Annotated in this window: 23 protein-coding genes and 4 tRNA genes; 12 read left to right on the top strand and 15 right to left on the bottom strand. The window is 61.8% G+C overall.

The features are described 5' to 3' along the window. Nucleotides 1-78: 78 nt before the first annotated feature. Both RA29_RS15405 and RA29_RS15410 read left to right on the top strand, forming a co-directional pair. The gene (locus RA29_RS15405) at nt 79-1,449 is read left to right on the top strand and encodes a M20/M25/M40 family metallo-hydrolase (RefSeq protein ID WP_039687369.1); all 1,371 of its coding nucleotides are present in this window, start codon (nt 79-81) and stop codon (nt 1,447-1,449) included. Between the two features lie 97 nt (nt 1,450-1,546). Beyond that, nucleotides 1,547-2,401, top strand: a complete 855-nt coding sequence (locus RA29_RS15410; protein WP_039687372.1) for an alpha/beta hydrolase — start codon at nt 1,547-1,549, stop codon at nt 2,399-2,401. A 23-nt stretch (nt 2,402-2,424) separates the two neighbouring features. Here RA29_RS15410 and RA29_RS15415 read toward each other — a convergent pair whose 3' ends face one another. Then, nucleotides 2,425-3,297: a glycosyltransferase family 2 protein gene (locus tag RA29_RS15415; protein ID WP_039687374.1), complete on the bottom strand. Its 873-nt coding sequence runs from the start codon at nt 3,295-3,297 to the stop codon at nt 2,425-2,427. Between the two features lie 90 nt (nt 3,298-3,387). On the opposite strand from RA29_RS15415, the gene RA29_RS15420 reads away from it, so the two are divergent. Then, nucleotides 3,388-4,140 (top strand): hypothetical protein, encoded by a 753-nt coding sequence (locus RA29_RS15420; protein WP_039687376.1) that lies wholly within the window; start codon nt 3,388-3,390, stop codon nt 4,138-4,140. A 90-nt stretch (nt 4,141-4,230) separates the two neighbouring features. Here the strand turns inward: RA29_RS15420 and RA29_RS15425 are convergent. From RA29_RS15425 to RA29_RS15470, 10 genes are all read right to left on the bottom strand, one after another. Further along, nucleotides 4,231-4,307: transfer RNA gene (locus RA29_RS15425), tRNA-Asp, on the bottom strand. A gap of 49 nt (nt 4,308-4,356) precedes the next feature. Beyond that, nucleotides 4,357-4,433, bottom strand: a tRNA-Asp gene (locus tag RA29_RS15430). Nucleotides 4,434-4,473: 40 nt separating this feature from the next. After that, nucleotides 4,474-5,007, bottom strand: a complete 534-nt coding sequence (locus tag RA29_RS22005; protein ID WP_052249675.1) for a GNAT family N-acetyltransferase — start codon at nt 5,005-5,007, stop codon at nt 4,474-4,476. Then, nucleotides 5,004-5,942 carry a pirin family protein gene (locus RA29_RS15440; RefSeq protein WP_039687379.1) on the bottom strand — a complete coding sequence of 313 codons (939 nt, stop codon included), beginning with the start codon at nt 5,940-5,942 and terminating at the stop codon, nt 5,004-5,006. Before RA29_RS15440 ends, RA29_RS22005 begins: the two co-directional genes overlap by 4 nt. A gap of 95 nt (nt 5,943-6,037) precedes the next feature. Then, nucleotides 6,038-6,298 carry a hypothetical protein gene (locus tag RA29_RS15445; RefSeq protein ID WP_152613028.1) on the bottom strand — a complete coding sequence of 87 codons (261 nt, stop codon included), beginning with the start codon at nt 6,296-6,298 and terminating at the stop codon, nt 6,038-6,040. Between the two features lie 91 nt (nt 6,299-6,389). Next, nucleotides 6,390-7,100, bottom strand: a complete 711-nt coding sequence (locus tag RA29_RS15450; RefSeq protein WP_039687382.1) for a LuxR family transcriptional regulator — start codon at nt 7,098-7,100, stop codon at nt 6,390-6,392. A 203-nt stretch (nt 7,101-7,303) separates the two neighbouring features. Continuing rightward, nucleotides 7,304-7,379, bottom strand: a tRNA-Val gene (locus tag RA29_RS15455). A 48-nt stretch (nt 7,380-7,427) separates the two neighbouring features. After that, nucleotides 7,428-8,000 (bottom strand): histidine phosphatase family protein, encoded by a 573-nt coding sequence (locus RA29_RS15460; RefSeq protein ID WP_039687383.1) that lies wholly within the window; start codon nt 7,998-8,000, stop codon nt 7,428-7,430. Between the two features lie 49 nt (nt 8,001-8,049). Next, nucleotides 8,050-8,124, bottom strand: a tRNA-Val gene (locus RA29_RS15465). Between the two features lie 57 nt (nt 8,125-8,181). Continuing rightward, nucleotides 8,182-8,499: an HU family DNA-binding protein gene (locus RA29_RS15470; protein ID WP_039687385.1), complete on the bottom strand. Its 318-nt coding sequence runs from the start codon at nt 8,497-8,499 to the stop codon at nt 8,182-8,184. 19 nt (nt 8,500-8,518) lie between these two features. Here RA29_RS15470 and RA29_RS22910 point away from each other — a divergent pair, with 19 nt between their 5' ends. Beyond that, entirely contained in the window at nt 8,519-8,722 is a 204-nt protein-coding gene (locus RA29_RS22910) for a hypothetical protein (protein ID WP_152613029.1), read from the top strand. Between the two features lie 134 nt (nt 8,723-8,856). On the opposite strand, the gene lon is transcribed toward RA29_RS22910, so the two are convergent. After that, complete coding sequence (gene lon, locus RA29_RS15475) at nt 8,857-11,265, bottom strand: endopeptidase La (protein ID WP_039687387.1); 2,409 nt, start codon at nt 11,263-11,265, stop codon at nt 8,857-8,859. 317 nt (nt 11,266-11,582) lie between these two features. Between lon and RA29_RS15480 the strand changes: the two genes are divergently transcribed. Beyond that, complete coding sequence (locus tag RA29_RS15480) at nt 11,583-11,975, top strand: DUF4149 domain-containing protein (RefSeq protein WP_039687389.1); 393 nt, start codon at nt 11,583-11,585, stop codon at nt 11,973-11,975. A 203-nt stretch (nt 11,976-12,178) separates the two neighbouring features. Here the strand turns inward: RA29_RS15480 and tgt are convergent, their stop codons facing one another. Beyond that, nucleotides 12,179-13,306, bottom strand: coding sequence for a tRNA guanosine(34) transglycosylase Tgt (tgt, locus tag RA29_RS15485; protein ID WP_039687391.1), 1,128 nt, complete (start codon nt 13,304-13,306; stop codon nt 12,179-12,181). A gap of 809 nt (nt 13,307-14,115) precedes the next feature. Here tgt and RA29_RS15490 point away from each other — a divergent pair. From RA29_RS15490 to RA29_RS15500, 3 genes are all read left to right on the top strand, one after another. Beyond that, nucleotides 14,116-14,667 (top strand): phosphoribosyl-AMP cyclohydrolase, encoded by a 552-nt coding sequence (locus tag RA29_RS15490; protein ID WP_052249707.1) that lies wholly within the window; start codon nt 14,116-14,118, stop codon nt 14,665-14,667. 133 nt (nt 14,668-14,800) lie between these two features. After that, nucleotides 14,801-15,163: an SUF system Fe-S cluster assembly protein gene (locus RA29_RS15495; RefSeq protein WP_039687393.1), complete on the top strand. Its 363-nt coding sequence runs from the start codon at nt 14,801-14,803 to the stop codon at nt 15,161-15,163. A gap of 107 nt (nt 15,164-15,270) precedes the next feature. Next, entirely contained in the window at nt 15,271-16,482 is a 1,212-nt protein-coding gene (locus RA29_RS15500; RefSeq protein ID WP_052249678.1) for a glycerophosphodiester phosphodiesterase family protein, read from the top strand. Nucleotides 16,483-16,557: 75 nt separating this feature from the next. On the opposite strand, the gene RA29_RS23260 is transcribed toward RA29_RS15500, so the two are convergent. Further along, complete coding sequence (locus RA29_RS23260; RefSeq protein WP_193743541.1) at nt 16,558-16,704, bottom strand: hypothetical protein; 147 nt, start codon at nt 16,702-16,704, stop codon at nt 16,558-16,560. An 83-nt stretch (nt 16,705-16,787) separates the two neighbouring features. On the opposite strand from RA29_RS23260, the gene RA29_RS15505 reads away from it, so the two are divergent. From RA29_RS15505 to RA29_RS15515, 3 genes are read left to right on the top strand one after another with little or no spacing between them, the layout of a single operon-like run. Next, nucleotides 16,788-17,657, top strand: coding sequence for a LysR family transcriptional regulator (locus RA29_RS15505; RefSeq protein WP_052249679.1), 870 nt, complete (start codon nt 16,788-16,790; stop codon nt 17,655-17,657). A gap of 14 nt (nt 17,658-17,671) precedes the next feature. Beyond that, nucleotides 17,672-18,052, top strand: a complete 381-nt coding sequence (locus RA29_RS15510; RefSeq protein WP_039687395.1) for an iron-sulfur cluster assembly accessory protein — start codon at nt 17,672-17,674, stop codon at nt 18,050-18,052. A gap of 1 nt (nt 18,053) precedes the next feature. Beyond that, nucleotides 18,054-18,377, top strand: coding sequence for a TfoX/Sxy family protein (locus RA29_RS15515; protein ID WP_039687397.1), 324 nt, complete (start codon nt 18,054-18,056; stop codon nt 18,375-18,377). Nucleotides 18,378-18,404: 27 nt separating this feature from the next. Here the strand turns inward: RA29_RS15515 and RA29_RS15520 are convergent, their stop codons facing one another. After that, on the bottom strand, nt 18,405-19,310 hold the full coding sequence (locus RA29_RS15520) for a 2-oxoglutarate and iron-dependent oxygenase domain-containing protein (RefSeq protein ID WP_039687399.1): 906 nt from the start codon (nt 19,308-19,310) through the stop codon (nt 18,405-18,407). A gap of 85 nt (nt 19,311-19,395) precedes the next feature. Here RA29_RS15520 and tpiA point away from each other — a divergent pair, with 85 nt between their 5' ends. Then, nucleotides 19,396-20,136, top strand: coding sequence for a triose-phosphate isomerase (gene tpiA, locus RA29_RS15525; protein ID WP_039687401.1), 741 nt, complete (start codon nt 19,396-19,398; stop codon nt 20,134-20,136). The last annotated feature ends 45 nt before the right edge of the window (nt 20,137-20,181 follow it).

Raw genomic sequence — 20,181 nt, forward strand, 5'->3', positions numbered from 1 at the left:
CTTGACCCAGATCAACCACTGGACACCGGCATGGGGCACCGTAGTGTGGCGGCACGCATGTGAACCAAAGGACCCGCCATGACCCTCGACGCCGTTCTGTCCCGCATCGACAGCGATCTGCCCCAAGCCACCGAACGGCTGATGGAACTGCTGCGCATTCCTTCGATCTCGACCGACCCGGCCTTTGCCGACCATTGCCAGACGGCAGCGGACTGGCTGGTGGCCGATCTGCAAAGCATCGGGGCGGATGTCGAAAAGCGCACCACACCGGGCCATCCGATGGTGGTGGGTCATGTGGAGGGCGATGGCCCGCACCTGCTGTTCTATGGCCACTACGACGTGCAACCCGTCGATCCGCTGGATCTGTGGGACCGCGACCCGTTCGATCCGCAGATCGAGGATACGCCAGCAGGCAAGGTCATCCGCGGGCGCGGCTCATCCGACGACAAGGGCCAGCTTATGACCTTTGTAGAGGCCTGCCGCGCGTGGAAGGCGGAACACGGCACCCTGCCCTGCCGCATCACCTTTTTCTTCGAAGGCGAAGAGGAATCCGGCTCGCCCTCGCTCGTCCCCTTCATGCAGGAAAACGCGGCGGAGCTGAAATCCGACCTCGCCCTGATCTGCGACACCGGCCTGTTCGAATCCCGCGTGCCCGCCATTGTCACCATGCTGCGTGGACTATTGGGCGAGGAAATCACGATCACAGCCCCCGACAAGGACTTGCATTCCGGCATGTATGGCGGCGTGTCGATGAACCCGATCCGGGTGCTGACGCGCATCCTCGCCTCGCTGCACGACGACGAGGGCCGCGTGACGGTGCCGGGCTTCTACGACGGCGTGCCCGAACTGCCCGATGACATCCGCAGTCAGTGGCAAGGCCTTGCCTTTGACCACGCCAAGTTCCTCGGCGATGTGGGCCTGTCCGAACCCGCAGGCGAACAGGACCGCACCCCGATCGAGATGATCTGGTCGCGCCCCACCTGTGACGTGAACGGCATCTGGGGCGGCTACACCGGCGCAGGTTTCAAGACAGTGCTGCCCTCCCAAGCTCACGCGAAGGTCAGCTTCCGTCTTGTCGGCGATCAAGACCCGCACGTGATCCGCGAAAGCTTCCGCCAGATGGTGCGCGACGCCCTGCCCGCCGATTGCGAGGTCGATTTCACCGGCCACGGTGCAGGCCGCGCCTCGGTCACAGAAACCACAGATCCGGCATTCGAGGCCGCGCGCAAGGCGCTCACCGAAGAATGGAACATCCCCGCCGCCTATGTCGGCTGCGGCGGCTCCATCCCCATCGCAGGCCACTTCCAGAACATCCTCGGCACCACGCCCGTGCTAATGGGCTTCGGCAAGGACGACGACCAGATCCACTCGCCCAACGAAAAATACGACATGGAGAGCTTCCACAAAGGCATCCGCAGCTGGGCTCGCATCCTCGACGCGCTGACCTGACGGTCCTCTTCCCTTTTTCGAAAAAATCCCGGGGGAGCGCGCCGCACGCGCGCGGGGGCTGGCCCCCCCGCCACCGCCCGCAATCAGGACCACCGCCATGCCAGAGTTCACGACCAAAGACGGCATCACCATAGCCTATGACGTCTCGGGCGACGGCCCACCCGTCCTCCTGCTGCACGGCTTTCCCCAGACCCGCATGATGTGGCACGCCATAGCACCTGCATTGGCGCAGAACTTCACTGTCGTGACCGCCGACCTGCGCGGCTACGGCGCAAGCACCAAGCCACCGCGGATGGAGGATATGAGCTTCCGCCACATGGCCGCCGACCAGCGCGCGTTGATGGCATATCTCGGCTTCGACCGGTTCCACCTCGTCGGCCACGACCGGGGCGGGCGCACGGCACATCGCATGGCGCTCGACAACCCCGAGGCGATCCTGTCACTCACGGTGATGGACATCGTGCCCACCCACCATCTGCTCGATCAACTTTCACAACAGGTCGCAAAGGCCTATTATCACTGGTTTTTCCTAGCCCAAGCCGAACCACTTCCCGAAACCATGATCGGCCATGACCCGGATGCCTTCTTCGAGAGCTGCCTTGCGGGCTGGGGCGGCGGAATGGGCGGCTTCGATCCAGATGCACTTGACGCTTACCGCACATCCTGGCGTGACCCAGACTGCATCCGCACGATGTGCAACGACTACCGCGCTGCCATCGACGTTGACTTCGACCTCGACGCTGCCGATCTGGGACGCACCGTCGATTGCCCGGCCCTCGTCCTCTACGGCGCTGACGGCATCATGGGCCGCGCCTATGACGTCCCCGCCACATGGAGGGACAGGCTGGCACACATGCAGGCAAAGGGGCTACCCGGCGGTCACTTCTTCCCGGACACCCACCCCGCCGAAACGGTACAGGCACTCAAAGACTTCCTGACGGCACATTCGTAAGGCGCAGGTGTCCTGCGCCCCCGTCAGATCACTCCGACGAACCGCTCTGGCAGCACATATTGGGTGCCGTAGTCAGGCCGGTCAAAGTGATAATACCCGGTATCGCCGCGCGGCTTGAACGTCCGCTGCATCTTTCGGCGCAAGGGGCGCATGTCGAACCCCTCGACCATCTCCAGCTTGGCAAACGCCTCGAACACAGCACGGTCCTCACCCCGCGCCTCAGCAAACCAGTGCCGCCCAATGGACGCCTCTTTGACTGATGCATTCACCTCATCCGTCACCGCGTTGCGGTGATCCATCACACCCACATAAGCGCCAAAATCACAGAACTTCAGGTGCATCAAGTACAACTCATCCGGCGTAAACAGCTTATCAGCCTGCGTAAAATGCCCACCGCGCGCGATCTTGACCGGGGCGGAGATGATGCAGGGCTTCGAATAATGCGGCGCCGGACGCACATGGCGGCGCGGTCCGATGATGTGATCGGTGATCTCCTCCGGCTCCACATCAATCCGGTGGATGACCTCCAAGCCCAGCGGCGTCAGCACCCGCCCCTCCGGCGCACTCTCCAGAAACGCCAGCAGATCGCCACCCGCTTCAGGATCACGGATCACCAACTCGTCCACGTCTCCGACGATCACGTGGCGATAGTAACGACGCAATCCGCCGACCAAATTGTTCAGCAGCCCCCACCGCTTGATGTCGAAATTCTTGTGCGGATCGCCTGGAATACCGATGACGTTGCACCCGGCAGCCAACTCAGCCACCTCGGCCCCACGACCGTGGTTGATGACATAGCAGTTCTCGCGCCCGAACATCTCACCGTAGTGGCGCAGCCACGCCTTGAGGAAAAACGCATCATCGCGCACCATCGTCACAGCGGCCACTGTCTGCATCTGCTAAGGTCCTGCCAAACGGGTTCTTTTTGCGCACCCTACCGCAAGCACCCTGCCAAGAGAATCGTTAATTTGCCGCAAAGGCCGCGCATGCCCCTGCCCCCTGACTTCGCCCAGACCGGACTGCACATGGTGCGCACAGGCGGCACGGTCGTCACACGGTATCAGGTCATCGGCGAACGATCCTCAGGCACCAATTTTGTCAAACGACTGCTCGGGCGCAACACCGACCTCAAACCGACAGAGGCGCTCGGCTGGAAACACGGCTTTCCGCACATGATGGCCATACCTGCCGACATGGCCGTGATCCTCGTCGTCCGCAGCGCGGATACATGGGTGCGGTCGATGTTCTCTAAGCCCTGGCACACAACGCCAGCCATGCAGGCCCTCCCCTTCCCAGACTTCATCCGCGCGCCCTGGGACACGATCATCGACCGCCCCCGCTATTTCGAAGGGCTCATCCCAAACGGCAGCATCGGCACGCCCCTCCAACATGACCGCCACCCGGTCACGGGCGCGCGCTTTGAAAACCTGTTCAAACTGCGCACGGCCAAACTGCAATCCATGCTCTCTCTGCTCAACCGCGACTGCACCTGCGCCGTGATCCGCATGGAAGACGCCCAAGCCCGGCCCGAGGAAACGCTTGAAGCCATCACCAAGGCATTTGGCACCGCCCCGCCGCATGCCGCATATCGACCCGTCGTCAAACGTCTGGGATCCAAATTCAAAGCGGCCGTACCAGATCGCCCCGCCTTACCCGACACGTGGACGAACGCAGACATGAACCACCTGCGCACAGAAATCGACACAGAGATCGAAGCGCAGCTTGGCTACCGCTACTGATCCATCTTCATTTCGCAAAATAAACCGCGGGGAGCGCGAGGGGCTGGCCCCTCGTTCCGACGCAAACCATCCAGCGATGAAGGATAAAAATGGCGCGGTTGACGGGGCTCGAACCCGCGACCCCCGGCGTGACAGGCCGGTACTCTAACCAACTGAGCTACAACCGCGCATTTTGCCTTTCGGCGCGCCCGTTTCTCCGGGACCAGAGAGCAGCAGTGGCGCGGTTGACGGGGCTCGAACCCGCGACCCCCGGCGTGACAGGCCGGTACTCTAACCAACTGAGCTACAACCGCCCGCTGCGTTTGGCGGGTTTATGATCAGCCCCCCGCCCCGTCAAGCGTCTTTTCCGGCTTGGCCGTGGAAATCTGCGGCCAAAGCGTCAAAGGCAGCACCAGACCAGCGAAACGGCACCATGCGCACCGGCGCACCCAACAACGTGTCATCCAGCGCAGGCCCCTCTTGCCCACCCATCCGGACATAGAAGTGTCGCGCACGGGCGTTGTCGGCAATGACGATCAGGCGCAAGGCCGTAGAGCCCTCGCCCTGCAGCCGGGCGGCCACCATGGACAAAAGCCGCGCTCCGATCCCTGTACTGCGCGCGTCCGGATCCACATGCAGGTTGTCGAGCAGCGGCACCGCGCCCCGCACAACAGCCGCAAAGCCGAGCACAGCGCCTCCCTCCTCGGCCAACAGGATCAGCCTATCCGCAGGCCACGTGTCCCACCGCGCGCGCATATTCACATCAAGCGGCGCGCCGAGGGCCTCTTTCGGCACATAGGGACCGTAAGATGCCCGCCAGCTTTTGGCATGCAAGGCTGCAAGGGCCCGCGCATCTGACGGTTCCGCATCACGGACGGAGACGGTCATTTCTCCGGCAGCGGGATAAACTCGTCCTCATCCCCCGGCGGCAACTGAAACCGGCCGTGCGCCCAGTCCCCAGCGCGCCACGCCTCTTTGGCTGCATCAATCCTGTCCTGCGAGGACGCGACGAAATTCCACCAGATGTAACGCGACCCCTCCAGCGTCGCCCCACCCAGCAACATCAACCGCGCGCCCTCATCGCCCGCCGTCAGGGACATCGCGTCACCCGGGCGGAACACCATCATCTGGCCTGCCTCATAAAGCTCACCCGCAACAGTGATCGACCCCTCAACAACATAAACACCACGGTCCTCATGGTTGTCCGGCAGCGGAATACGGGCGCCCGCCTCCAGTACGGCGTCGGCATAGAACATATCGGAAAAGGTCTCGACCGGCGCGCGTTCGCCCCAGGCATCGCCGAGGATCAGGCGAACCTCCTTGCCTTCACCCTGAAGGAACGGCAGCGTGTCCTTCGCCGCGTGCTGAAAGTCAGCAGGATTGTCCTCGGCATCCTTGGGCAAAGCGACCCAGGTCTGAATACCGAACAGGTTGTGCGGCTTCTGCCGGATCTCACCGTCAGTGCGTTCCGAATGGGTGATGCCATGACCGGCCACCATCCAGTTCACCGCCCCGGGTTCAATCCACTGATCGGTGCCCAGACTGTCACGGTGATGGATCTTGCCCTTATACAGATACGTGACGGTCGCGAGGCCAATATGCGGGTGCGGGCGTACGTCGATGCCCTTGCCGGTCACGAACTCCGCTGGGCCCATCTGGTCAAAGAAGATGAACGGCCCCACCATTTGGCGGCGCGGTGCAGGCAAGGCGCGGCGCACTTCGAATCCGCCCAGATCACGGGCACGCGGCACGATCACCGTCTCGATAGCGTCAACGGCGTCCCCTTTGGGACAGGCGGGGTCAAGGGCCGGGGTCCAGCTCATGCGATGTCTCCTTGGGTGAATGTCCACTCAAAGATAAAGCCCAAGCGCCCGCACACAAGCTGCGGTTTTTCACCTTTTATGTGCGAAAATTCACATCAATGCTGGTCAGCTCGGGTCGCCTCGCCGCGCAAATCCTCCGCGGTCCGTTCCATATCCGCCGCCAGAAGGATCAAGCGCGCCACTTGCCGCGCCTCATCCGATTGCGCCATCTCGTAGGCCGCGTATTCCAGAAGGCCCGCGGTGATCGCAAGCGCTGCACTGGTCTTTTCCTGCTGCGGCAAGGCATCAAGCTCTTGTAACAGGCGCTGCACATGGCCCTCGAGCAGCGGGTTCTGGGCTACAGTTCCAACGGTCACGGTCAAACACTCCGAAGATCAACGACTGCCGCCGTGTAGGGCGTGCATGACGATGCTGTCATGTCACGCGCTTACGTGACAGCTCGTCGCGTCAGGGCAGGATCAACCCCGCGCCCACCCCCTGGATCGCGGCTGTCGTGCGGTCCGCGACACCCAGTTTTGAAAAAATGCGCCGCACCAGCGTGTCAACAGTGTGCGGAGACAGCAGCAGGATGTCCGCGATAATGGCGTTCGACTTACCGCGCGCGATCCAGCGCAGGATTTGCCGTTCGCGCGGAGACAGATCACCCGGCGACAGTGTCGGAGGATTAAGCTCGCAATAACGCAGATGACCCGCCTGCGCGACGACCTGAAAATCCAGCACGACGGCGTCGCTGGGAAAGTCCGTCGGATGCTCCAACCCCAAACCGAAATACCCGTTGCGCAAGCCCGGACCAAACACCTGAAAGGCCAGCCCGTCGCCCACGCCCGCCTCGCGCATCTCGTTCAGATACAGGGTCTGCGCAGGCGTCAATCGCACCAGATCCCGGATATGCGACCACCGAAACGGGCTGGTCACGCTTTGCGCCAGCTCGGTGATGGGATCAATGGTATAGAGCTTCTGTTCGATGTAGTGACACACCCATTCATCCGAAAAACCCGACGCATTTACGGTGACCGAACGCTCAGCCTGCAGGTCGCCGGTGAAATGGTGGTAACTGATCTTGGTGATGCCGCGATCCTGAAAATACCGCTGCATCAAAGTCCAAAGCGCGCGCGTATCTGTCTGGGCGCGAATGGCCTCCAGAACTGCATGTGTCATGTCCGTCCCCCAGTGGGCGGAAGCCTATCACAAAAGCGGCGCAGAAGGAGTATGTTTGCGCATAAATGTCCACTTGACGCGCAGAATTTGTACCAAAGGCAAATGGGGCGTGAGAGGCTCTAACTCCCGACCCAGAGTCGTGCGCGTCGGTCGGGTCTGCGAACGAAGCGCTGCAGTGGAAGCAAGGCGAACACGTGGGAATATGGTGGGTCGTGAGAGGCTCGAACTCCCGACATCTTCGGTGTAAACGAAGCGCTCTACCAACTGAGCTAACGACCCGTCCGACGCGCTTTTAGGACAAGCGGCACCGTGTCTGCAAGCGCATTATCACAGGCGGCGATGTACGCCGTTTTCGACGACATAGATCATGCCCTGCCCGCCTGGCAAATCGCCAAGGCTGGCTGACGGCTGGCCGAGCGCCACGGTGCGCAACATGCGCGACGTAATCCCATGGGTCACGCACAAGGTTGGCGCGGTCAGGCTGTTCAAAAAGTCCAGACAGCGGACCCGCAACGCGGCAAAGCCCTCACCCTCGGGCGCGTGTTCGTAAAGCGCCAGAGGTCCGTCGGGCGTGTCCTCCTGAACGGCGCCACCCGGGCTCACCTCGGTTCGCAGCTTGCCAGACCATAGCCCCACGCCAATCTCGCGCAGTCGGGTATCGGTATGCAGTTCCAGAACCTGACGCGCCAGCGCGATGGCGGCCGTTTCAAAGGCCCGCCCCTGCGGACTGACACGCACGTCAAAACCGCTCAGATCATGCGCTGCCAAGGTCTCTGCCAGCGCTTCAGCCTGCGCGCGGCCCTGCTCGGTCAGCGGAGAATTGAGCGCCCCCTGAAAGCGCCCCTCGGCGTTCCAGACCGTCTCGCCATGGCGCATCACGTAAATTGGTTGAAAGGTCAAAATGCCATCCCTTGAAACGACAAAAGCACACCATGCGGTGTGCTTTTGATGGTGGGTGATAAGAGATTCGAACTCCTGACATCTTCGATGTGAACGAAGCGCTCTACCACTGAGCTAATCACCCAAGTTCGCGCGTCTTAGCCAACTGCGCCGACCCGTGCAAGAGGCGCTGCGCCAAAAACTACTCCGTGGGCGTGTCCGGTGTCGGGTCCGCTTTTGATGCCTCTGTCGTCTCGGCAGGTTTCTGGTCGTGCTGCCGTATGCGCGCGACCATCATGCGACCGGAGGCGAGCGCCTTCTCGCGGTTGATCTTGACCTTACCCATGGGTTGAAGGTTCAGCGTGCGCCCCTCTTTCAACGCATCCCCAAGCACTGCAAGCGTCGCCTCCACCGCCGGTTTGACATCCTTTTTCTTCAACCCGCTGCGTGCGACAACAGCGTCCACCAACTCTTTCTTGCGCATCATCGGGCCCGATACGACGGGGGTTGGCGCATCCACAACAACGGTCGTCTTGGCCGTGGCTGTCGTTTTTACCGTCTTACTCGCTGTCTTGGTGGTCGAGGTCGGGGCCTTTGTCATCGTCTCGGAGTTCGTCGATGTGGCACGCGGCTTTCGCGTGCTCGTGCTGCGCGTGGTCTTTGTCGTCGATTTCGTGGTGCGGGTCGCCATTTTCGGCCTCATTTTCGGAAACTGCCTGACGTCAGCCTACAGCGAAACCTGACTCCATTCCACAACGATACGGTTCGGGGTCAACCAATACACCGAATGCTCCTGCAACCGTCCCCTTACGGCACATCCAGCCCATAAAAAAGGCGCGCAAGACATCACTTGCGCGCCCTTCTTCATGTTGCGGGGTCAGTGCGCCGTGGCACCTGCGCCCGTATCCCGTGCCGCAGCGGCTGCGGCTGCTGCCGCTTCTTCGGCCGCCTCATCCCATTCAATGGAGTCAGGCTTCGACACCAGCGCGCGCTCCAAAACCTCGGTCACGTGCGTCACGGCGACGATCTCCAGCCCCTCCTTCACGTTGTCAGGGATGTCAGCCAGATCCTTCTCGTTCTCTTCGGGAATGAGAACGGTCTTGATCCCGCCACGCAGCGCCGCCAGCAGCTTCTCTTTCAGACCGCCAATCGGCATCGCATTCCCGCGCAAGGACACCTCGCCCGTCATGGCAATGTCTTTGCGCACTGGAATACCTGTCAGCACCGACACAATGGACGTCACCATCGCCAGACCGGCAGACGGTCCATCCTTGGGCGTCGCCCCGTCCGGCACGTGCACGTGGATGTCGATCTTGTCAAACTGCGGCGGCTTCACACCGATCTCGGGACTGATCGACCGCACATAAGACGACGCGGCGTCGATGGATTCCTTCATCACATCGCCCAGCTTACCGGTGGTCTTCATCCGACCTTTGCCCGGCAGCTTCAGCGCCTCAATGTGCAGCAGATCACCGCCCACCGATGTCCAGGCCAGCCCGGTCACAACACCAATCTGATCGTCTTGCTCGGCCAGACCATATCGATGCTTCCGCACACCAAGAAAGTCATCGAGATTTTCGGGGGTTACAACCACCTCTTCAACCTCTTTCTTGACGATCTTGGTCAGCGACTTCCGCGCCACCTTGGCAATCTCACGCTCAAGGTTCCGCACGCCCGCCTCGCGGGTGTAGTAGCGGATGATGTCGCTCAGCGCCTCGTCCTGCAGTTCAAACTCCTTGGCCTTCAGACCATGGTTTTTGACCTGCTTCGCAATCAGGTGCTGCTTGGCAATCTCGCGTTTTTCATCCTCGGTGTAGCCCGCCAGCGGAATGATCTCCATCCGGTCCAGCAGCGGACCAGGCATGTTGTAGCTGTTCGACGTGGTCAGGAACATCACGTTCGACAGGTCGTATTCGACCTCAAGATAGTGGTCTACAAACGTGCCGTTCTGCTCCGGGTCCAGCACCTCAAGCATCGCCGACGCCGGATCGCCCCGGAAGTCCTGCCCCATCTTGTCGATCTCATCGAGCAGGATCAGCGGGTTCGTCGTCTTCGCCTTTTTCAGCGCCTGAATGATCTTGCCGGGCATCGAGCCGATATAGGTACGCCGGTGACCGCGAATCTCGCTCTCATCGCGCACACCACCGAGCGAGATGCGGATAAACTCGCGCCCCGTCGCCTTGGCAACCGACTTCCCGAGCGAAGTTTTACCCACACCCGGAGGGCCGACCAAGCACATGATCGGGCCCTTCATCTTCTTCGAGCGTTGCTGCACCGCCAGATACTCTACGATCCGCTCTTTGACCTTCTCAAGGCCATAGTGATCGGCATCCAGAATGTCCTGCGCCCGGCCCAGATCCTTCTTCACGCGGGATTTCACGCCCCACGGGATCGACAGCATCCAGTCCAGGTAGTTGCGCACGACAGTGGCCTCAGCCGACATTGGCGACATGTTCTTGAGCTTCTTCAGCTCCGCCTCGGCCTTCTCCTTGGCCTCTTTCGACAGCTTGGTGTCGGCGATTTTCGCTTCCAGTTCAGCAACTTCGTTCTTGCCGTCCTCGCCATCGCCCAGCTCTTGCTGGATCGCCTTCATCTGCTCGTTCAGGTAATACTCGCGCTGCGTCCGCTCCATCTGGGACTTCACGCGGGTCTTGATCTTCTTCTCGACCTGCAGCACCGACATCTCGCCCTGCATCAGGCCATAGACCTTCTCAAGCCGCTCGCTCACCGCAAGCGTCTCAAGCAAGTCCTGCTTCTGATCGACCTCGATGCCCAGATGCCCAGCTACCAGGTCGGCCAGTTTCGCAGGCTCGGTCGTCTCTCCGACAGCGGCCAGCGCCTCTTCGGGAATGTTCTTCTTCACCTTCGCATAACGCTCGAACTCGTCAGCCACGGAGCGCAGCAACGCCTCGGTCGTGGCGACGTCGCCCGGCATCTCGGTCAGATACTCGGCGCGCGCCTCAAAAAAGTTGTCGTTGTCCAGGTATTCGGTGATGCGCACCCGCGCCTGCCCTTCGACCAGCACCTTTACGGTGCCATCGGGCAGTTTCAGCAGTTGCAGCACATTGGCCAGCACGCCCGCCTTGAAGATGCCGGAGGCTTCGGGATCGTCCTCGGACGGATCAATCTGGCTCGACAGCAGGATTTGCTTGTCGTCTGCCATGACCTCTTCCAGCGCGCGCACCGACTTGTCGCGGCCCACAAACAGGGGGACGATCATGTGCGGGAACACGACAATGTCGCGTAACGGCAGCACCGGGTAAGAGGCGTTGAGTGGCTCTTGCATGCTCAAAAGTTCCTTATCATTGGCAAGACAGCGCGGCCCCGCTTTGCGGCAACCCATGGCTGTCTCCGTGGTTCGGACTGTCTGATCTGTGATCTTGGCCCATGCGTGTCAAGGTGTATCCTGACGTCCGCAGGGCAAGGGTGCAATGGGGCCTGGCAAACTGTCCCCAGTTTTTTGGAACAAATTATCGTGGTCTGCGACCTGCCCGCCGCAATATGATCGGCAAGGCGCGCACTTGTGCGGCAATCCGCGCGCCCGGGGTCTGCTTGATCCTTGGGCAGACGGCCTAAATCCCACCGCTCAGGAGGATTTGACCCATGTCCACAGTCGCTTTGTTGCTCACCGCCCTGCTTTTTGGCGGAATGACGCTCTTTTCCTTCGGCTTTGCCGCCGTGCTCTTTGCCGTTTATGGGCCCGACAACGCGCGGCACGGCATCCGGAACACGTTTCCGCACTACTATCTGTGGGTCATCGCGACCTCGGCGGTCGCCGGGGCGGCCGCTTATCCGACCAGCGCGCTGGCCGCGTGGCTCTTGTTCGCCATAGCCCTCAGCACGGCCTATACGCGGCAAATGCTGATGCTGCAAATCAACGCTGCAACCGACAGCGGCAATGCGGGACGGTTCAAGATGCTGCACGGGCTGAGCGTCGCGATCCAACTGGCGCAAATCGGCATGGCGGGCTGGGCACTGGCACTCGTCGCGGGCTGATCAGAGGGGATGGCACGCCCAAGACGCACCAACCCCATCACTCACACGAGAGCGAGGACCGCCAAAGCAGATACTGAAAACCAGACAAACGAAAACAGGGCAAATTGCATGGCGGTCCCCCCCAGGGTGCGTGACATCCATGACTATATTCATGGCGAGGCCGACAGACGATGGAGGTATTCCTGACCTCCATGCGCACAGGGTCACAGTGGCTCAATATCTCCCCGCGCGCGCATCGCGTGGAAATCTGCCTGCCACGCCTCGAACGTGCCCGCCGCAATAGCATCGCGCATCCCCTGCATGATCTCCTGAAAGTAATGCAGGTTGTGCCAAGTCAGCAGCATGCCCGCGATCATCTCGTTCGACCGGAACACATGGTGCAGATAGGCGCGGGAGTAGTTGCTGCATGCAGGACAGTTGCAGTCCTCGTCCAGTGGGCGTGGATCATCTGCATGGCGGGCATTCTTGATGTTGATCACCCCCCGGCGGGTAAAGACCTGGCCCGTCCGCCCCGACCGCGACGGCAGCACGCAGTCCATCATGTCGATGCCGCGGGCCACGGCCCCAACGATGTCATCGGGCTTGCCCACGCCCATCAGATAGCGCGGCTTGTCTACGGGCAGTTGTTCGGGGGCATAGTCAAGACAGCCGAACATCGCCTCCTGCCCCTCACCCACAGCCAGCCCGCCAATGGCGTAGCCTTCGAACCCGATGCCCTTCAACGCTTCGGCACTCTCTTCCCGCAAATCCTGTTCAAGCCCACCCTGCTGGATACCAAACAGCGCGTAACCAGGCCGGTCGCCAAAGGCGTCTCGCGACCGCTGCGCCCACCGCATCGACAGGCGCATGCTGTCCGCAATACGGGTCCGGTCCGCAGGCAGCGCCGGGCATTCGTCAAAGCACATCACGATGTCCGACCCCAACAGGCGCTGGATCTCCATCGACCGCTCCGGCGTCAGGGCGTGCTTCGACCCGTCGATATGGGATTTGAAGGTCACGCCTTCCTCGGTCAGCTTGCGCAACCCGGCCAGGCTCATCACCTGAAACCCGCCGCTGTCGGTCAGAATGGGACGCTCCCAGTTCATGAACGTGTGCAAGCCACCCAGACGATCAATCCGCTCGGCGGTGGGGCGCAGCATCAAGTGATAGGTGTTTCCCAGCAGAATATCCGCACCCGTGGCCCGCACGCTTTCCGGCATCATCGCCTTGACCGTGGCGGCGGTGCCCACCGGCATAAACGCAGGTGTTCGGATATCACCCCGCGGCGTTGAAATCACACCCGTGCGCGCGCGCCCGTCGGTGGCCTGTAAGTCAAAGGAGAAACTGCTCATGGCTCCTCATGCCGCGCGAAAACGCAAAAGCCAAGCCCCGGCGCAGCGGCACGAGAACAGGCGCTTTCTCGGGTCAAACCATGGCCGGTCCTACACGCCGGGACAGATCGCGCCGGACATCGCGTCACTCCAACCCGGCGAAGCACCTGCACAAAGAATAGGCAGCGATGCGGGCAACATCCGGCACCGCACTGCGTATTTGACTCCGATTTCGCACAGATTTCCCACATTCAACGCACTTTCGGCAAAGCGCTGCCGCCGCATGGGCAAGGGCTCGCCTGCTGCGGAACAGCCGACTTGCTTACCATGGGTTAAGCATCAAAGCTGTATGACACGTAGGAAAGAACATCTTTTTTAACTCTTTTTAGGGGCACCACATGTCCAATAGATGGGCGACCCAGGACCGGACTCCGATGTCCTTTGACGCACCCGGCACATGCCGTGGCGTTCGCCTTGCCCATCACATGCTCAGCAAATCAGCAGACCGCCCACGACATGTGAGCACGCTCAACCGCGCCGCCCCGCAGCGTGGTTCTCTCAGCATGCAACAAACGCCCCTCACAAAGCCCCCCACACAGCACTTGTGCACCACTCACGGAGGGCGGGCGCACCTGTAACGGGTGCGCCCAAATTACCGCAAGTCCATGCTTGACCGAATTAGGTGCAGCCGCACAGACGCGGATTGCCTGCGCCATCCATGCAAAAAATCTATGAGCAACCGCGCTTCTTTCAATTGGAAGTAGCACGGGGCCTTCCCCACCTCTTTGCCACAACGTCCTCAGACGGACGCCAAACCCAAGGAGAACCGTATGCTCAAGACACTCACCCTGACCTCCGCCCTGGCCCTCGCCGCAACAGCAGGCCTGGCCGGATCAGCGGACAAGCACGCGCTGACCCCAGAAAAAGTGACCGAATTCAAAACCGCCTGGGGCGAAGGGATCGTGAATATCGGCCAGATCCACACCGATGGCGGCGATTACGAGGCCGCCGCACGCGAACATATCGAAACCTTCTATGCCTATGGCGACGCGGACGTTCTCTTCAAACCCACCCTCGCCAGCGAAGACCAATTCCGCGGCACCTTTGACGAGGCGCTGTCCTACTTCGTCGGCGGCAGCATCGAAGAAGACGGCGGCTTTGCCATAGCACCCTACACCGCCGTGCGCTGGGAGAACGAAGGCACGACCATCATCGGCGACACCGCCATGGCTATGGGCAACTACTTCTTCACCACGACCGATGGCGAAGAGATCAAGGTCGAATACACCTTTGGCATCCAGCAAATGGACGACGGCGAGATGAAGATCGTCCTGCACCACTCCTCCATTCCGTTTACGGCCGACGAAGCCACCGAGTCGTAAACAGAGCTCCGGCAGGCGTGCCGGAAAGGGTGTCGGCTGGACCACCGCCAGTTGGGTGCAGCCGACATCCAAACCCTTTACCCCCTGATCCCGTTTCCCTATATAAACGGTCAGGAACCAGTACGGGGTCACCATGAACCAGCCCACAGACCAGATGGAAGGCACGCCGCTGATCGCGCCCTCCTCCACCGACCACCCGCTGCACGAGGCGGTGGTTGAAGCGTGCCGCACGGTCTACGACCCCGAAATTCCTGTGAACATCTATGAACTCGGCCTGATCTACACGATCGACATCTCGCCCGAGAACGAGGTCAAGGTGATCATGTCGCTCACCGCCCCCGGCTGCCCCGTCGCAGGCGAAATGCCCGGTTGGGTCGCGGATGCGGTTGAACCGCTGCCGGGCGTGAAACAGGTCGACGTGGAACTCACATGGGAGCCGCCCTGGGGCATGGAGATGATGTCGGACGAGGCGCGGCTGGAACTGGGCTTCATGTAATCGGCGGCCCATCGCCCACCGTTACAAAACCATCATCCAGATATTGATAAACCGTCACACGCAGGCGTCATCCTAGCGGGGTTAAGACCCTTCTAAGGATAATACACATGCGTTTCACCGCCGCCTGCCTGCTGCTCGCATCGGCCCCAGCAGCCCTGTTTGCCGAGACCGCTCCCGTCGCCATCGACTACGGCCCCCGCCCCGCCTACCTGATCGACAAGCTGCCCGAGGGCGAGCTGAAGTCGAAGCTGCAAAGCTGCCAGGGCCAGACGCCCACCAAATCCGACTTCTCCATCGGCCACCGCGGCGCGCCCATGATGTTCCCGGAACACACCGTGGAATCGAACGTGGCCGCCGCCCGCATGGGCGCAGGCATCCTCGAATGTGACGTGACCTTTACCGAAGATCACGAACTGGTCTGCCGCCACGCGCAGAACGACCTGCACACCACGACCAACATCCTGCTCACCGATCTGGCCGACACCTGCGTCACCCCCTTCTCGCCCGCCAGCGGCGACACGGACGCAACCGCCGAGTGCCGCACATCGGAACTGACGCTCGCCGAATTCCAGACACTGACGCCGAAAATGGACAGCTCCGACGCCTCCGCCACCACGGCCGAGGAGTTTCAAGGCGGCATCGCAGGCTGGCGTACCGACCTCTACACCGACGGCGCGCAACTGATGACTCACGCCGAATCCATCGAGCTTTTCGCCTACCTCGGCGCCAAGTTCACGCCCGAGCTCAAAACCCCCTCGGTCGAGATGCCCCACAATGGCTTCAGCCAGGAAGACTACGCCCAAAAGCTGGTCGATGAGTACAAGGCCGCAGGCATCCCCGCCTCCGACGTCTGGCTGCAAAGCTTCAACCTCGAAGACGTGCTTTACTGGATCGAAGCCGAACCCGAATTCGGCGCACAGGCCGTCTATCTCGACGACAGCTACAACATCGACGGGTTCGACGCGAACGACCCCGCTACCTACCCCGACAGCATGGAAAGCCTCTATGAGCGTGGCGTACGCTACGTGGCCCCCCCGCTCTGGATGCTGGTCACAATGGAAGACGGCCAGATCGTCCCCTCGGCCTACGCCAAGGAGGCCAAAGCCGCTGGCCTGAACATCATCACGTGGACACTCGAACGCTCCGGCCCACTGGGTTCGGGCGGCGGCTGGTACTTCCAGTCCATTGCCGAGGCGACCACCCATGACGGCGTCTATTACGAATTGCTGGACGTGCTGGCGCAGGACGTGGGTGTCGTGGGCGTCTTCTCCGACTGGCCTGCCACGGTCACCTACTACGCAAACTGCATGGGCCTGTAACCCGTACACCCGCGCCATCCCCGCGCACCACAGGCTCGAAAGGGTCGCCGGTCCCCCCGGCGGCCCTTTTTTGGCTCACAGGCGGCGCAAAATCCACATCAACACCCGACGGCGGCGCTGCCTGCGCTTGCGATTTTGCTCTGCCTCTTGCATTTCTGCAAATAGGCGCTGCTCTTGGGTGTAAATACTTTGCGTTTCCATTGACTTGTAAAGATGTAGCATAGGATGTCCTTTCGTTCTGCACCCTATATGGCGCAGCGAGATCCGCATTGTCAGACCCCGGTTTCGCACCTAGACTTGCAATCATGCAAATCACCGATTGGACAGATTACGGGCTCTTCGCCGCCGTGGCCCGCCACGGCTCGCTCGCCCGTGCCGCGCATGAGACGGGGCTCAGCCAGGCCACGCTCTCGCGCCGCATGACCGCCCTTGAACAACGGACCGGCCGCAGGCTCTTCGCTCATGGTGCCGCGGGCTACACCCCCACCACCGAAGGGCGCGCCCTGCTCGAACAAGCCAAAAAGATGGAGGCCGCAGCCCGCGGCATCGCCCACTGGTCCGCCGCCCAATCCGGCCCGCCCCGCGTGCGTATCTCTGCGGGCACCTGGACCATGCTCTACCTCGCCCGCCACCTCGACACCTACTGGCGCCAAGGCGACCGCTGGACCCCCGAATTCGTTAGCTGCAACCTCGACATGGACATCGAACGGCGCGAGGTCGACATCGGCATCCGCAACCGCCGCCCCAATCACGACTGGCTCGCCGGTCGCCGCACCGGGTTCGTGGAACATGCCGTCTATGCGGTATCCGAGGACATCAAAGGCTGGATCGGCCCCAGCGACGACACCGCCACCCTGCCCTCCGAGGCCTGGACAATCGCCCATCATGGCGACGACATGGTCGCCGTCTCCAATGACCCGCAGGTGCGCATGGCGCTCGCGCAAAGCGGTGTGGGCCGCGTCGTCCTGCCCACCTTCGCCGCCGACACAGCACCAGGGCTGATCCGCGTCTCCGGCATCGTTGACGCGCTCACGTCCGAAGAATGGCTCGTCTGCCACCAGGACACCCGCCACGACCCAGCGATCCGCGCCGCCCTCGACGCCATCAGCGCTTTCCTCAAACGCCCCCGCCCCTTGCGGGATGCCGCCGAAAGCCCTACCTTATCGGTCGGATAACCCCGGAGGTTCCCATGTTTTCCATCCCCGGCAAACAGGCCGTGACCATCACCGACCGCGCCGCTGCGCAAATCTCCAAACTGATGGAGAAAGAAGGCCATTCCGGCCTCCGCATCGGCGTGAAAAAGGGCGGCTGCGCAGGCATGGAATACACCATGGAATATGTGGACGAAGCCGACCCAAACGACGAAACCGTCGAACAGGACGGCGCGCGCGTGATGATCGCGCCCATGGCGCAGATGTTCCTCTTCGGCACCGAAATCGACTACGAAACGTCATTGTTGGAGTCGGGTTTCAAGTTCAACAACCCCAACGTGACCGACGCCTGCGGCTGCGGCGAAAGCATCTCGTTCAAGGACGTCGAAGAACTGCAAGCCGAACAAAACGCAGGCTGATATGGCCCTCACGGCGGAAGAGATCGACCACGTCCTTGACCTCTTCTCCGGCGTACCCGACCTTTCTACCCGCAAAATGTTCGGCGGCATCGGCGTCTATTCCGACGGCACGATCTTCGCCGTAATGATGCGCGATGGCCGCCTGATGCTGAAGGGCCAGGGCGACATGATCCCCCGCTACGACGCCCTCGACATGGAACGCTGGACCTACCAACGCCCCGGCAAATCCGAGACCGCAATGCCCTATTGGATCATGCCCGACAGCGCGCTCGAAGACGGCGAAGAAGCCTCGGACCTCGCCCGCGAAGCACTGCAACACCTGTAGGGTGCGCATTCACTGCGCACCTCAACCCTATGACTTCCCTTGCAAATGCACATAGGTCTCTTCAAACCGCGCCGACAAGTGATCCCCAGCCAACATAACCTGCCCCGCCCCCTCAGGCGCCACATTCACATCATAGCTCGGGTTGAAAAACATCGGGATCGAAATCCGCTCGGCCAACCCGCCCACAACCCGATGCGGCGTGGCCTTCACCCGGCCCCCAGTCCAAAACTCCAGCATCTCACCGAAGTTGATGATGAACTCCCCCGGCGGCGCACTCACCGGGATCCACCCGCCGCCACGCTTCCGCACCTCCAACCCCGGCGCCCCATCCGTCGCCAAGAGCGTCAAACATCCGTAATCCGTATGCGTCGCAATCCCGAAATCCTTCGCCCCGGCCCAATCGGGCCGCGCCGGATAAAAGTTGCCACGCAAAAGCGCCATCGGCGTCTCAAACGCCCCATCAAAATGCGCCGCATCCGCCCCGATGGACCGAGCAATGGCGCGCAAAAGCCCCTTCGCCACATCCAACGCATCGCCGTAATACGCTGAAATCACACGCTTAAACGCGGGATCGTCCGGCCACAGGTTCCGCGCATAAAACCGTTTGTCCCCAAGGGGATGCCCCTCGGGCAATTGAAACCCCACATCAAAGAACTGCTTGTAATCGGGGTTGGCATCCGGATCGACCTGCTCCGATCCCGGCGCGCCCCACCCCCGGTTCGACCCGGTCCGGGCCATGTCCACAGCCCGCTTCTCAGCCTCCGGCAGATGAAAGAACGCTGCGTATGTCTCAATTGCCTCCTCGACCCGTTCAGTAGACAGGGCGGTGTTGTAGACAGTGGCAAAGCCAACCCCCGTCGCCGCCTCACCAAGCGCGGCCAGACTCTCCGCATCGCCTGCCGCCAAAGCCGCCGCATCCAACCGTGGGATCATGTCACGCCCTCCATTTTGGCGCAGCCCTAGCGCAAGGCGCACCCCAATGCTAGGACCACCGCGACCACTAAAAGCGGAGACTGACATGCGGCGCAAACTGGCAGCAGGCAACTGGAAGATGAACGGCACACCCGAAATGCTGGCAGAGCTCTCCACGCTCACCGGCGGCGAGAACGGCCCGCAAATCCTGATCTGCCCGCCCAGCACGCTGCTCACCCGCGCCGCCGACGTCACGCTAGGCAGCGAGGTCGAAATCGGCGGCCAGGACTGCCACGCCAACGCATCCGGCGCGCATACCGGTGACGTCGCCGCCGCCATGCTCAAGAACGCAGGCGCGACGTCCGTCATCGTCGGCCACTCCGAACGCCGCGCCGACCACGCCGAAACCAACGCCCAGGTCCGCGCCAAGGCCGAAGCCGCCTACGCCGCAGGTCTCACCGCCATCATCTGCATCGGCGAAAGCGAAGAAGAACGGCTCGGCCCCGACTGCCTCAACATCATCGCCGCCCAACTCGACGGCTCCACGCCCGACGCGGCGACGGCAGAGAACACAGTGATCGCCTACGAACCCATCTGGGCCATCGGCACCGGTCGCGTCCCCACCATGGAACAAATCGTGGAAACCCACGACATGATCCGCGAAAAACTCACCGCCCGCTTCGGCGACGCAGGCGCACACATGCGGGTCCTCTACGGCGGCTCCGTCAAACCAATAAACGCAGCCGAAATCTTCGAAGCAGAGAATGTAGACGGCGCCCTCGTCGGCGGTGCCTCGCTAAACGCCTCCAACTTCCAGCCCATCATCGACGCGCTGGCCGCCTCTTAACCTTTCTTCTGGCCAAAAATACTTTCGGGGGAGCTCGAGGGGGCA

The organism is Tateyamaria sp. ANG-S1 (genome assembly GCF_000814025.1).
GTDB lineage: Bacteria > Pseudomonadota > Alphaproteobacteria > Rhodobacterales > Rhodobacteraceae > Tateyamaria.

Coding starts and splice junctions, on each gene's coding strand:
- RA29_RS15405 (WP_039687369.1), top strand. CDS start 79: ATGACCCTCGACGCCGTTCTGTCCCGCATCGACAGCGATCTGCCCCAA.
- RA29_RS15410 (WP_039687372.1), top strand. CDS start 1,547: ATGCCAGAGTTCACGACCAAAGACGGCATCACCATAGCCTATGACGTC.
- RA29_RS15415 (WP_039687374.1), bottom strand. CDS start 3,297: ATGCAGACAGTGGCCGCTGTGACGATGGTGCGCGATGATGCGTTTTTC.
- RA29_RS15420 (WP_039687376.1), top strand. CDS start 3,388: ATGCCCCTGCCCCCTGACTTCGCCCAGACCGGACTGCACATGGTGCGC.
- RA29_RS22005 (WP_052249675.1), bottom strand. CDS start 5,007: ATGACCGTCTCCGTCCGTGATGCGGAACCGTCAGATGCGCGGGCCCTT.
- RA29_RS15440 (WP_039687379.1), bottom strand. CDS start 5,942: ATGAGCTGGACCCCGGCCCTTGACCCCGCCTGTCCCAAAGGGGACGCC.
- RA29_RS15450 (WP_039687382.1), bottom strand. CDS start 7,100: ATGACACATGCAGTTCTGGAGGCCATTCGCGCCCAGACAGATACGCGC.
- lon (WP_039687387.1), bottom strand. CDS start 11,265: ATGCAAGAGCCACTCAACGCCTCTTACCCGGTGCTGCCGTTACGCGAC.
- RA29_RS15480 (WP_039687389.1), top strand. CDS start 11,583: ATGTCCACAGTCGCTTTGTTGCTCACCGCCCTGCTTTTTGGCGGAATG.
- tgt (WP_039687391.1), bottom strand. CDS start 13,306: ATGAGCAGTTTCTCCTTTGACTTACAGGCCACCGACGGGCGCGCGCGC.
- RA29_RS15490 (WP_052249707.1), top strand. CDS start 14,116: ATGCTCAAGACACTCACCCTGACCTCCGCCCTGGCCCTCGCCGCAACA.
- RA29_RS15495 (WP_039687393.1), top strand. CDS start 14,801: ATGAACCAGCCCACAGACCAGATGGAAGGCACGCCGCTGATCGCGCCC.
- RA29_RS15500 (WP_052249678.1), top strand. CDS start 15,271: ATGCGTTTCACCGCCGCCTGCCTGCTGCTCGCATCGGCCCCAGCAGCC.
- RA29_RS23260 (WP_193743541.1), bottom strand. CDS start 16,704: ATGCTACATCTTTACAAGTCAATGGAAACGCAAAGTATTTACACCCAA.
- RA29_RS15505 (WP_052249679.1), top strand. CDS start 16,788: ATGCAAATCACCGATTGGACAGATTACGGGCTCTTCGCCGCCGTGGCC.
- RA29_RS15510 (WP_039687395.1), top strand. CDS start 17,672: ATGTTTTCCATCCCCGGCAAACAGGCCGTGACCATCACCGACCGCGCC.
- RA29_RS15515 (WP_039687397.1), top strand. CDS start 18,054: ATGGCCCTCACGGCGGAAGAGATCGACCACGTCCTTGACCTCTTCTCC.
- RA29_RS15520 (WP_039687399.1), bottom strand. CDS start 19,310: ATGATCCCACGGTTGGATGCGGCGGCTTTGGCGGCAGGCGATGCGGAG.
- tpiA (WP_039687401.1), top strand. CDS start 19,396: ATGCGGCGCAAACTGGCAGCAGGCAACTGGAAGATGAACGGCACACCC.